Here is a 12,799-nt window from a genome sequence, read left to right as displayed (position 1 = left end):
AGCTGAGATAACCCCCTCTGAGGTGCCAATGGAGCTACTTCTTTTAGCGGATCCCTGCGAAGAAGCCATCAAAAGCTACCTATATCAATCAAGGTGCTTCATAGCCAGCGCCAAGGGTTCGGTAGTCGGAGTTTGTGTTATCAAGCCGATTTATGAGAGAGCACTGGAATTGATGAACATTGCCGTTTCACCATCGGTTCAACAGAACGGTGTTGGTACACAACTTCTCAGGCATGTTATCGAAAAAGTAAAGGCATCTGGTGCGCAACGCTTAGAGGTAGGAACGGGTACATTCGGCTATCAACTGACCTTCTACCAACGGCAGGGCTTTAGGGTTAATTGTATTGATAAAGATTTTTTCTTGAAGAACTACCCTGAGCCTATCATTGAAAATGGAATTCAGCACAAAGATATGCTTAGACTAAGCCTGGAATTTTAGCCCCCTCATAAGATAACGGTTAATAACTCAGCATATTCTTTTTAGACTACTCTATAAACAAACGCGAAAACCCCGCACACGGCGGGGTTTTTAAGCTTACCGACTTAGCCGGTAGCTAATATCTCGGTAGGGAGTTTATTCCACAACCTTGATATTAGAAGCTTGAAGGCCTTTTTGGCCCTGAGTTACGTCAAAAGAAACCTTCTGACCGTCTTGCAGGGATTTAAAGCCTTCTGCTTGAATTTCGGAGAAGTGTGCGAACAGATCGTCGCCGCTAACTTCAGGAGAAATAAAGCCGAAGCCTTTAGTGTCGTTAAACCACTTTACGGTACCAGTTGCCATGATCGAAATCCTCGATTTAGCGAAATTAATGCCGGGGAAATACCCGAGTTACAGAGGGTAGAACAAGAAACTTTCACCAGGCTCAACGCTAAAATGCTTCGATACTGCTGACAACGTTCGACTTGCTAACCAACTGAGATCAGTCTGCGCTTCTATATTACTTACGTCAACAGCTAATACGAAAAAGAGCTAAATAAGATAACAGCAGCATCTATATTAATGTGCTTACCCTGAACATAAAATAAAGCTTAATAATATATTGAGGATTTAAAATATGCATTACAGCAACTTACAAACTTATTGGCTGGCATATAGCCAGCCATTCTTTTAAAACAATTTTAAAAAATCTTCTTCAAACGCTTAAATCGCACATCAGCATGGCTTTTCCCTCTTCTTCGTCAGTAATCAACTGCGCCTGATAGGGGCCGCTGTAATGGTTCACCAAGGAATAATCAACGCTTGAAAGCGGCTATCAGGTAAGGTTGAGTTCTTTGAGCATTTTTGAGGGATGTTCGTACCACGTCTGCAACACCTTTGCCGGCATGGGACGGGCGATACCGAATCCTTGCAACAAATGGCAGCCCATTTCTGTCAGTCGTTTGACGTGAGCGTTACTCTCAACCCCTTCCGCGACGACTTTTTTATTGAATCGTTTAGCCAGATACACAACGCTCTCAACAATGGCCAAATCATGATCGCGCTCCAACATGTTGATAACGAAGCTGCGATCTACTTTAACCACGTCCACGGGCAGATCACGTAAGTAGGTCAGCGACGAATACCCCGTACCAAAATCATCCAAGGCAACGTTCACCCCTAGCGAGCGACAGGCACGCATGACCTGTGTCGCGGCTTGCAAATCGTCCAGCGCAGCAGACTCCAGTACCTCAAGGCATAGCAGTGCTGGCGACACATCTGGGTGTGCGGCCAACGCACCCTGCAGCGTATCGAAGAAATCGGCTCGAGTGAGTGACTGGGGGCTTAGGTTAATGCATACCTCCAGCATGATGTCGCTGGCATGCCACTCCTCCATCTGCTTCAGCGCTGTTTCGAGCACCCATGCATCAAAGCTCAGTTCTAGTTCGCTACCAGAAATCGCGGGTAGAAACTGACCGGGGGCCAGCAGCCCGCGCTCGGGGTGCTGCCAGCGGATCAGCGCCTCCACACCGGTGACCTGCTGAAAGACTGGATCAAACTGCGGCTGGTAAAAGAGCACAAACTCATCTGCATCAAGTGCACGTGCAATTTGTCCGCGCCGGATCTGAAGGTCCTTAAGCTCTTGTTCGCGCTCAGGATCGAATAGGACGAAACGATTACCACCGGCCATTTTGGCGCGATACATCGCTTGGTCGGCGTGACGTAACAGGGTGTCAGGATCATTGTGATCAGCAGGAAAGAGAGTAACGCCTAGGCTGCCAGTCAGTCTCAGCGGCGCCTTATCTGTGCCCCCTAGTTCAGGCATCGTCAATGGTTTCGTAACCTGTTGAAGTATAAGATTTAAACGCTCAACACCACCCTCAAATCGGTGCAGCAGAAAAGCAAACTCATCCCCCCCAATACGAGCGATAAGATCACCTGACCCTAGCGCATCGACTAATTGTCCAGCCAAAACCACCAGGATTCGATCAGCCCCCGCTCGACCAAATCTCAAATTGAGTTCCTGAAACCCGTCTAAGTCGAGTACCGCTATTGCCAGGGTTTCATCTGGCTTGCTGCTATCAAGTGCCTCATGCATAAGCTCAATCATGTGGCGGCGATTAGGCAGCGCGGTCAAGCGATCCACATACCCCGCTCGAAACAGCTCATCCGCATGCTGCTTGATGCGCGTCAGGTCGGAAAAAACGGCAACATGATGGGTAGTGTCACCAGTTTCATTGCGTACCACTGAAATTGACAGCATCTCTGGCAATGGATCGCCGTTTTTGCGTCGATTAATCACCTCACCCTGCCAATATCCCTTCTCGTTCAGCGATGCCCACAGTGACCGATAGAAGCTAGGCGTTTGGCGCCCTGACGATAAGACCCGAGGGTTCTTGCCAAGCACTTCGTCACGGGTATAGCCGGTAATTCGTTCAAATGCTTCATTAACCTCAATAATGCGGTTATCGCTATCCGAGATCATGATCGCTTCACGACTGCTAGAAAACACCTTGGAGGATAGCTCCAGGCGCTTCCAGGCTTCGTCGTTCTGACGGCGCAAGCGTAAGCCGTGAATCAGTTGACCAAGTGGCCGGAGCAAAGGCTCAAGCAACGTAAGCGTTTCATTGCTATACCCCTTAGCACAGTTAGCAAGTCCCAGCATAGCAACCATCTCGCCTTCCACCGAGACAGGCAGACACAACAGCGTATCGAGGGAAGGATGCCCTTTAGGCAGTCCGCCACGCCTGGGATCATGGGAAGGCCGATTGCTAATCAGCGGCTTGCCAGTACGCAGAACATGACCATAGAGTGAGTCTAACTGAGAGAACACTAAACCGTGCGCTTGTGCCTTACGGTAAAGTGTCCGTGAAGCGTCGTCCCAACTAATATCAGTAATGGCGTGGGTCTTAAGAAACGGCTCTCCGCTCTCATCCTTAAACACCTCACCAATAAACCCGTATTCACTCTCTGTTAGCGACAGCAGCGCCTCTAGCGCACCTGAAAACGTATCAGAAATATTATCTCCAGCAATAATGCTCGCTTGCAGGCGAGTGATTAGATCGTCGATACGGTGACGCCACTCAAGTTCGTGTTTGTTCCGCTGAAGGAGCGTAATGTCCTGCAGGGTACCGGCAATATGACGGGCAGGCACCGTATCGTCGATAGAGGCACCCGTTAACTGTACCCAGGTAATCGCCGTTTCGCCGGGGGCTTTCAAACGTAGGCAGGCGTCAAAAGGAGTGCCCTGATGAATGATTCTCCCCAACCCGCTTTCCAGTGTGTCGCGATCTTCAGGCAAATAGTGACTTGCGAGCTCAAAGCGGCTACTAGGTGTTAACGGCGAAGCGCCATGCAAGCGCAGAAACGCCTCATTACTCCATATCGTATTGGAGCTTACATCGAGCTCCCAAACACCCAGCCCCGCGTGATTAATAAGTCGCTCAAGACGCTGAAGCCGCTGCAATTCCAGATGACTCATGACCTGGTGGGCTAAGGTCTGCAAATGACGCTTATGCTCGTCACCTATGGCCCTTAGGCGGTGATCTATCAGGCACAGCGTGCCAATAGAAAACCCGTCGGGCGTCAATAGCGGCGCTCCCAGGTAGTAGCGAATATAAGGCGGGCCGGTGACTAAGGGATTATTCTGGAAACGGGCATCCACAGTGGCATCCACCACCTCCAAAAGCTCGTTTTCCAAAATAGTATAAGCGCAGAACGAGACGTCACGGGGGATATTGGCAATTTCGGGGCCCACTTGGCTCTTGAACCACTGACACTCTTCTTCAACCAAGCCGATCAGCACAATTGGAACGTCAAAAAACTTGGCGGCAGAACGAGTAATAGCATCTAAAACAGCGTCAGGAGCCTGGTTATGACGGATATAGCGCCACATCGCACGCAAACGGTCTGCTTCATTCGGTGGCAATGGTGCAACCATTAACACTCCTCAATGAAACAGAGCTGAAGGTTTGCTAAGGGGCAAAATAATGACGGCCTGAACTCATGACGCATGGGAGACTTCCTTACATTTTTTTTGGCGTCTTTTAGTATCGGCAAGCAATGCAATAGCTTTAGTCGGATATCGCGAGAATTAGCATAAAGGAGGAGCACTTTTACGTTGCTATCACTTATGTTTAGTTACATGGTACGAGTTGAATAGCTACGCGTCAGAATTAAACATAAATACAGTCATACGACCCTTGCGCCTCATGCATGTAAAGGGCGCGTTATGCACCATGAATTTCCGCTACTAGAGGCCCAGCAGGAAATCCACGAGCTGACCGCCGCCGGAGCGCCACTCACCACAACGCTGGTCGCGCTAATTGAATAGGCAGAATTGATGCTGCCTGACGCGCTGGTTTACATTATGCGCTTCGATCCGGCGCACACTTTCTGAGTGGCACCGCTCCCTGTTTGTGAATCACCCTGGTGGCGTTTATGAATTTGACCTTAACGGACACTTTCAACGCTGCAATAAAGCACTTGAAAGTATCACAGGATACCCAGCATCTCATTTAATAGGGGCACATTTTAACCCGTTTATTGCGCACTCCTTTCAATAACCTACCCAGCAACAGCAAGAAGACCTCACTCGCCGCCACTGTGACCTACTCCAAGGGTACCTATTCGCACGCCCCATGCCCTTAGAAGAACTAAAGCGCCTGCCCGACTATTTACCCGTCGCCCTAACAACTAACAACTAACAACTAACAACTAATCCAAACGAGCTCGTATCCACTCAATAAAAACGCGCAGCTTATAAACGTCGACCATATGCTCTGGGTAGGCCATGTAGTAAGCATCCTGGCTTTTAAGCGAGAACTGCCAAGGAATGATTAACTTCCCCTCATCAAGCTCTTCCTGAGCAAGGAATTTTGGCACTAGGGCGACGCCACAGCCCGCGCGGGCCGACCTTAACGCCATATAGAACGTATCGAATCTTGGGCCATGGTAGCTGTGCTCCGTATAGAGGTCTTGTGCTTCAAACCAGTCATGCCACCCTTCGGGCCGAGTAGAAACCTGTAACAACACCATGTCTGTTAAGTCTAATGGGTCGCGAACGGTTGTCTGCTCCATGGCGGAAGGCGCGCAGACAGGCACCACCTCTTCATCCAGCAACTTTATACACTCAGCCCGCGGCCATACACCATGGCCAAAAAAGAACGCCGCCTCTATGCGCTCTTTTTGCATATCAAACGGTTCGGTACGGTTAGAAATATTGAGATTAATATTGGGATGTTTAAAGCGGAACCCGTTGAGTCTGGGGATAAGCCACCGTGCCCCAAAGGTGGGTAACGTGGCGATATTCAGCACATCTGCCTCTACGCCATAAGACTGCATATAACGCGTGGACATTTCGACCTGGGCTAATATTTTACGCGCCTCGCCGAGATAGACCGCCCCCTCTGGCGTCAGGTGCAGGCGCTTTCTCACCCGCCTGAATAACGGATGTTGCAGGGTAACTTCCAACTGTGACACCTGCTTGCTCACCGCACTTTGCGTCAGGCTCAGCTCATCCGCGGCCCGCGTAAAACTGAGGTGCCTCGCCGCTGCCTCAAAGCAATTCAAGCTGGTCAAAGAAGGTAAGTTTCGACGACGCATGGCAATCCCACTTGGTGAAATTAAGGAATGATGTTTTTCACAAACATCGTTTGATGAGCTACCGCAAGCTTGGCAATACTGGCCCTGTAACCAATTTACTCACAACTTAATATTTGGTGAAGCAATGATTCATTCCCTGATGGAAAAAATGGGCGTCGCAAAAGAACAGTATCAAGGCGGCGACCTGATTGTTACAACGCCGATTGATGGTAGCGAAATTGGTCGTCTTACAACGGCTTCTAACAGCGATATTGAAACTGCTATTGCGAACTCAGAAAAAGCCTTTCAAGCCTGGAAAAGCGTGCCTGCCCCCCGTCGTGGTGAATTGGTGCGCCTGTTTGGGGATCAACTGCGCCAGCACAAGGAATCACTCGGCGAGCTGGTCACCTGGGAGTGTGGCAAGATTCTCCAGGAAGGGCTTGGCGAAGTTCAGGAAATGATCGACATTTGCGACCTTGCCGTTGGTCAATCTCGCCAGCTTTTTGGGCTGACCATCGCTTCCGAGCGCCCCGGTCACCATATGCGTGAAAGCTGGCACCCGTTAGGCCCGATTGGCCTAATTACAGCGTTTAACTTTCCCGTCGCCCCTTGGGCATGGAATTCAGCCTTAGCGCTGGTATGCGGCAATAGCTTGCTTTGGAAACCTTCCGAAAAAACACCGTTAACGGCGCTGGCCTGCCAAGCACTGTTAGAGCGTGCTATTGAAGAGTTCGGCGATGAAGCCCCCGAGCACCTGAGCCAAGTGGTTATTGGTGAGCGTGCCGCTGGCGAGCAGTTGGTCAGTGACACTCGCGTTGCGCTGATCAGCGCTACCGGCAGCACCCGCATGGGTCGCGAAGTAGGCCCACAAGTGGCAGCGCGCTTCGGTCGCAGCATTCTTGAGCTGGGTGGCAACAACGCCATGATCTTAGCGCCGAGCGCAGATCTTGATATGGCGACTCGCGCCATTCTCTTCTCTGCGGTAGGTACGGCTGGGCAACGCTGCACGACACTGCGCCGCTTAGTCGTTCATGAATCCATTAAAGACGAAATCTTAGCGCGTCTTAAGAAGTCCTATAGCGCGGTGTCTATCGGCAACCCGCTTGAAGGTAACTTGGTTGGTCCGCTAATTGACCATCAAGCCTTTGATGCGATGCAAAGCGTGCTGGCTAAAGCGCGTGAACAAGGTGCGAAGGTGTTCGGTGGCAACCGTGTAGAGATCGCCAACAGCAACGAAGGCTACTACGTCGAGCCTGCCATTGTTGAAGTGACCGAGCAAAACGATCTGGTCAAGCACGAAACTTTTGCGCCCATTCTTTATGTTCTCACCTACAAAGAGCTGGATGAGGCTATTGCTACCAATAATGACGTCCCCCAGGGTCTGTCATCGTGTATTTTCACCACCGATGTTCGCGAAGCCGAAACCTTCATCTCTGCGGTTGGTAGTGACTGCGGCATCGCCAACGTCAACATCGGCCCTAGCGGTGCTGAAATTGGCGGTGCGTTTGGGGGCGAGAAGGAAACCGGCGGCGGTCGCGAGTCCGGCTCCGACGTTTGGAAGAGCTATATGCGTCGCCAAACTAACACCGTGAACTACTCTCGTGAACTCCCACTGGCCCAAGGCATTAAGTTCGACTAACCCTTCCCCTCTATAAGGGCCCCTCCCTGCAGGGCCCTTACTAAAAACATAAAAAAATGAAGGTGATGTATGCGTGACGATGTCCAAATCGGCCCGACGCCGGGCCTCGCGATGGCGCTATTACCGCTGCTGGCCACTACCGCCATTCTAATTCTGCAATTTTTTATCTTCTCTGACTTTACCCCGCATATTCCTTTAGCCTTCGGGATAATGATTTGTGCCCTGTGCGGACGCATCCGTGGCGTACCCTGGCAAAAAATGGAAGCCTCAATGCTTGAGGTGGTTAAGCTGGGGATGCCCGCTATTTTTATTCTATTAGCGGTCGGTATGGTGATTGGCACCTGGATTCTTTCCGGCACCGTTCCCACGCTGATGTATTACGGTTTCCAGCTGGTTTCACCCTCTTACTTCCTTGTCGCGACCTGCGTCATTAGTGCTTTGGTATCTCTTGCCACAGGCACGTCCTGGGGCACAGTAGGAACGCTCGGGCTTGCCCTAATGGGCATCGGCGAAGGGCTGGGCATTCCCATGTATCTAACGGGCGGGGCGCTGGTATCCGGTGCGTTCTTTGGCGATAAAATGTCGCCCTTATCAGAGACTACCAACCTAACCCCTGCCGTATGTGAAACCGATTTATGGAGCCATATACGCAGCATGATGGCCACCACGGTGCCCGCCATGATTGTCGCGCTGGTGCTTTATTTATGGCTCGGCACTAGCTATGGCGGCCAGCTTGAACGAAGTACCGATATTGCAACGTTTCGTCAGGCTCTTGATGACACCTTTACGCTCTCCTGGGTAACGCTGATTCCGCCTTTTGTTGTGATCGGTTTAGCACTTGCCAAATTCCCACCTTTTCCGACTATTTTCACCGGCGCTGCGATAGGCGGCTTAGTGGCTATCGGCGTTCAGGGCGAAACCGTTCATGCCGTGTTTGATGCCATGCAAAATGGCTTTAGCAGCGATACTGGCAATCCGGCGATTGATGCTCTACTCAGCAGTGGCGGTGTGCTCTCCATGACCTGGGTGGTAACGCTAACGTTCTTCGCGCTGGGTTTTGCTGGCATGTTAGAAGCCTATGGCACCGTTGACGCGATTATTAAGCAGCTCATGCGGCTTATTAAAGGGCGCTTCAGCTTAGTGGCAACAAGCTCCGGCACCACGCTGGCGGTAAGCACTATTATTGGCGATGTTTATACAACGCTGGTGCTGCCCGGTCGCTTGCTGAAAGGCCAGTATCAAGCCATGGGCTATAAGACTTCGACGTTGTCACGCACCATTGAAGACAATGGCACGCTCTCCTCTCCGTTGATTCCCTGGAACATGGGCGGTGGGTTTGTGTCCTCGACGATTGGCGTACCCACGCTAGCATATGCGCCCTTCGCATTTGCTTGCTGGCTATCCCCTTTATTCGGCCTGCTGTGGGCGCTAACTGGCCGCTTTATTCCTCGTGAATCCCCCGAGAGCGCGGCTGAAAACTCGCCCCATACACCTCAAACCAACTACTCCTCCCAACCTACTTCATAGCCATACAGGGTCGGCCATAGGCCGACCTGCGCTTCTTTTCAGGAGGTACTATAAGATGCAAACGACCCTCTCCGAGCGCTGCCTTTGGCTGCAAACGAGCGCGGAAGCCCCAGTACACTATCCTGCGTTAGCGAACCAGGAAGAGGCCGAGGTCTGTGTTGTTGGTGGCGGTATTACGGGTCTGTCCACCGCGTTACATTTGGCCGAAAAAGGCATCAAGGTAATTTTGCTGGAGGCGGGAGATATCCCCACGGGGGGTTCAGGCCGCAACGTTGGCCTGGTTAATGCCGGACTTTGGATTCCACCCGATGACATCGTGGCCGCGCTAGGTGAAGAGAAAGGTGAGCGCGTTAATACTATTTTGGGCGGCGCCCCAGCAAAGGTATTCGACATTATTGAGCGCTATGCCATTGAGTGCGATCCAACGCGCACAGGCACCCTGCACCTTGGCCATAACACCAAAGGCTGCCAAGAGCTCGCACGCCGCCGGGACCAGTTACAAAACCGTGGGGCGCCGGTGACTTTAATTGAAGGAGAGGCATGCGAGCAGATGACGGGGACCTCTCAAATACATGCAGCGCTGCTTGATAAGCGCGCGGGCACTATCAACCCCTGCGCCTATACGCGCGGTCTCGCACGTGCGGCAGCGGATCGTGGGGCCACTCTCTACTGCCAAAGCCCCGTAACAGGCATCGAGCGACAGGAAGACCGCTGGCGGGTGTTAACTCAAGACGGCAGCGTGACCGCGAGCAAAGTCGTCATGGCGACCAATGCGTATACCGAAGACGACTGGAATCAAGTTCGACAACACTTCTTTATCGGCCACTATTATCAACTGGCGTCAGAACCCCTGACGGGCGAAGCCGCCGATGCGATACTGCCAGAAAAGCAAGGCGCTTGGGACACTCGCACGGTACTTAGCAGCATTCGGCGAGATAAGGCAGGCCGCTTACTGCTGGGCAGCCTGGGGAAAGGTGAAGGCAAGCCGTTGGCTTACTTAACCCGTTGGGCCAATACTATACAAGATCATTACTTCCCTGGGCTCGGCAACGTACGCTGGGAATACACCTGGACCGGCAAGGTCGCGTTCACACCGGACCACACCTTACGTATTTTTGAACTGGCCCCTGGGATATTGTCAGCCACTGGCTATAACGGACGCGGCATCACTACCGGCACAGTGGTCGGGCAAGGTTTTGCTTATTACATTGCAAACGAGGATGACAGCCTGCTGCCGCTGCCGTTGTCACAGCCCAAACCCATCAAAGCCCGCCCGCTGTGGAGCTGCGCCTATGAAGGCGGTTTCTCGCTATATCATGCGGGTCAGTGTCTACGGGTGCTGATTTAGGGGCATTACTACGTAACAAAACGGCAGCACATTCCTGTGCTGCCGTTCTTTATAAACGAAAGATTAGCTTTTTAAACTTGCCAGCACCTTCGCTTTAGAGGCATTTTCGCGCTCTGCATAGAGCGATAGCTCATCCGTCACCTGGGCACCCAATGCCTCTTCAAAGGCATCGCGATTGGCATTCCCAGCATAGGCTTCGCTCTCTGCACCACCCAGGTTCGACTGGAAAATACCCGCCGCACTCACTGGTAGAAAGTCTTCATAGGTAATCGGCTGTGCTTCCACCAGCCCCTGGGCGATTAACGCCTCAATATCAGCACTACCAGCGTCGTTAGCGGCCTGACCTTTTTCGGTCAGATGATAGTGAAAATACGCTAGCCCCGCACGGCGCATGGCTTCGTCGTTATCAGGGAGCTTGGCAAAGACGTTTTGCATAACCGTTTGGTGTGCGTCGTTATCCAAGCCTGCGGTTTGCTTGCGGCCTTCAGTAAGCAACTGGTCGTAAAGCGCACGGCCTTTCGGTGTTAGCGCCACTCCACGCTGCTCAATTTCACCAAAGCGAGCGGTGTGAGTGCCTTGCGCGTCACCGGCAAAGCGGATTGATTCTTCCAACGCTTTAAAGCTGGTTTGGCGCAGCAAAATGGGGCATTCACGACGCGGCGGCCCTTCAATGACGGCTTTGGGGTTCATGCCCATCTCCGGCATGCGGCGCTGTACTTCGTCGATATCCAGGGTGCGTGGCGTCAGGTGATTAATATGCGGCCCACGGAAGCACACTACATCGGCAATCAAACGGTGCTCATCATGTAGCGCCTGATAAGTCTCCAGATCGACCGTCGCATCCTGATGCCAACGGAAGGTTTCCAGTGCTTCTTTGACGAACTGGTCGGTCTCTTCGCTGGTGAGCCCCCCCTGGGTTTCATGGCGCTCAATAAGCTCGCGCGCCCCTGGGGTAAAGATATCGCGCTTAGCCAGAATTTCTTCCGAACGCTGGCGCAGCGCCTCGCTTTCAATAAGCTCTAAACGCAGCAGCGAGGTAAAAACACGGAAAGGGTTCATCGCCAGCGCATCATCGTCGATAGGCCGGAAGGCGGTTGAGTGAACCGGTACGCCCGCTTCTGAAAGGTCGTAATAGCCCACCGGATACATACCCATCACAGCAAACAGGCGGCGCAGCATGGCAAGCTCTGTAGCGGTTCCCACGCGAATAGCCCCGTGGCGTTCTACGCTCAAACGGGCCAATTCACCCTGCGCTTCCAGGCGGCGATGCAGTTCGGGCTGTTGACTAAGTGTTTCTTGGTTAACGCGCTCGACAAGTTCAAGCAGCGTGCCGTACTGCGGCACTTCGGCTTGATACATGGCCGACATTGCCTTAGAGAAACGGTCACGCACTTCATTGGTTGAAAGAAGGCTCGGTTGAGTCATTTCGTTGCTCTCTCTTGCATATTGTTGGGATAAGGATGAGATACCGACCTCAATTGCGCCAATAGCGCCTGAAGCGGGTGTAGCAAAGTTTGCCCAGAATAGCGTTTCACCTGGCTGCGGCAGGAGTAGCCTGTTGCTAGCAGCTTGCCTGTGTTTTCGTCAGCTTCCACCTGGGGCTGCCAGGATTGGGCATAAATGGTTTTGGAGGTTGCGACATTACGGGTTTCATGGCCGTAGGTGCCGGACATACCGCAGCAGCCGGTCGCCATCAGCTCAAGCTCTAAACCAAATGCCGCAAACACCTGCTGCCAGGCTTTGGGGCTGCCCGGGGCGTTGGTCTTTTCGGTGCAGTGGGAAAACAGCTTAAAGCCAGGATCGGTTAGGTTCAGTTGGCGAGGTGCTAGCGTGTTCATACGCGTGGCTAGCCACTCTTGCAGCATCAGCACGTTGGGTACTTGTTCACGGCCCAGGGCTTTGACGTACTCTTGGCGATAGGTCAGCGTCATCGCCGGGTCGATCCCCACCATGGGCACGTCGAACTCAGCCAACGCCCGCAGGCGCTTGGCCTGTTTTTCCGCTGTGCGCTCAAAGGCGCCTAAAAAGCCCTGCACTTGCAGCGGTTTGCCGTTAGCAGAAAACGGCATCACAAACACCCGCAGATTCAGCCGCGACAGCAGTTCCACCAAATCCATCACCAGCTTGGCTTCAAAGTGGCTGGTGAACGCGTCCTGGACAATTATCACGCTGTTGGCACGCTGCTGCTCAGTCAGCAGCGCAAGCGAGGTAGGCGTGGCTTCGGCAACGCCCCAGGCGCGTAGCTGTTTCTTTACGCTGGCGCGGGAAAGCTGCGGGGAGTCGC

At 52.5% G+C, this 12,799-nt stretch carries 10 protein-coding genes; 5 read left to right on the top strand and 5 right to left on the bottom strand.

Translation table 11 applies throughout. The features are described from left to right. The first annotated feature begins 28 nt into the window (after window positions 1–28). Window positions 29–439 carry a GNAT family N-acetyltransferase gene (locus tag K7H08_RS10630; RefSeq protein ID WP_231657895.1) on the top strand — a complete coding sequence of 137 codons (411 nt, stop codon included), beginning with the start codon at window positions 29–31 and terminating at the stop codon, window positions 437–439. Between the two features lie 135 nt (window positions 440–574). On the opposite strand, the gene K7H08_RS10625 is transcribed toward K7H08_RS10630, so the two are convergent. Further along, entirely contained in the window at window positions 575–781 is a 207-nt protein-coding gene (locus K7H08_RS10625; RefSeq protein WP_038478993.1) for a cold-shock protein, read from the bottom strand. A gap of 472 nt (window positions 782–1,253) precedes the next feature. Continuing rightward, window positions 1,254–4,358 carry a bifunctional diguanylate cyclase/phosphodiesterase gene (locus tag K7H08_RS10620; protein ID WP_231657894.1) on the bottom strand — a complete coding sequence of 1,035 codons (3,105 nt, stop codon included), beginning with the start codon at window positions 4,356–4,358 and terminating at the stop codon, window positions 1,254–1,256. 478 nt (window positions 4,359–4,836) lie between these two features. Between K7H08_RS10620 and K7H08_RS10615 the strand changes: the two genes are divergently transcribed. Continuing rightward, complete coding sequence (locus K7H08_RS10615; protein ID WP_231657893.1) at window positions 4,837–4,983, top strand: PAS domain S-box protein; 147 nt, start codon at window positions 4,837–4,839, stop codon at window positions 4,981–4,983. Window positions 4,984–5,134: 151 nt separating this feature from the next. On the opposite strand, the gene K7H08_RS10610 is transcribed toward K7H08_RS10615, so the two are convergent. After that, window positions 5,135–6,022 (bottom strand): LysR family transcriptional regulator, encoded by an 888-nt coding sequence (locus K7H08_RS10610; RefSeq protein WP_038478998.1) that lies wholly within the window; start codon window positions 6,020–6,022, stop codon window positions 5,135–5,137. Between the two features lie 124 nt (window positions 6,023–6,146). Between K7H08_RS10610 and amaB the strand changes: the two genes are divergently transcribed. The 3 genes from amaB to amaA all read left to right on the top strand — a co-directional run bounded on the left by amaB (window position 6,147) and on the right by amaA (window position 10,515). Further along, window positions 6,147–7,640, top strand: coding sequence for an L-piperidine-6-carboxylate dehydrogenase (gene amaB, locus K7H08_RS10605; protein ID WP_231657892.1), 1,494 nt, complete (start codon window positions 6,147–6,149; stop codon window positions 7,638–7,640). Between the two features lie 69 nt (window positions 7,641–7,709). Continuing rightward, on the top strand, window positions 7,710–9,167 hold the full coding sequence (nhaC, locus tag K7H08_RS10600) for a Na+/H+ antiporter NhaC (protein WP_231657891.1): 1,458 nt from the start codon (window positions 7,710–7,712) through the stop codon (window positions 9,165–9,167). A gap of 55 nt (window positions 9,168–9,222) precedes the next feature. Next, window positions 9,223–10,515, top strand: a complete 1,293-nt coding sequence (gene amaA / locus K7H08_RS10595) for an L-pipecolate oxidase (RefSeq protein ID WP_231657890.1) — start codon at window positions 9,223–9,225, stop codon at window positions 10,513–10,515. A gap of 63 nt (window positions 10,516–10,578) precedes the next feature. Here amaA and hglS read toward each other — a convergent pair whose 3' ends face one another. Then, a complete protein-coding gene (gene hglS, locus K7H08_RS10590; protein ID WP_231657889.1) occupies window positions 10,579–11,940 on the bottom strand; it encodes a 2-oxoadipate dioxygenase/decarboxylase HglS in 1,362 nt (453 codons plus the stop codon). Continuing rightward, window positions 11,937–12,799, bottom strand: an 863-nt coding sequence (locus K7H08_RS10585; protein ID WP_231657888.1) for a (Fe-S)-binding protein, incomplete at its 5' end; no start/stop codon positions are given. The genes K7H08_RS10585 and hglS, both read right to left, overlap by 4 nt.

It is taken from the genome of Halomonas sp. IOP_6, assembly GCF_021151565.1.
GTDB classification, from domain to species: Bacteria; Pseudomonadota; Gammaproteobacteria; order Pseudomonadales; family Halomonadaceae; genus Vreelandella; species Vreelandella alkaliphila.
This window is presented reverse-complemented; position numbering and strand designations above follow the sequence as displayed.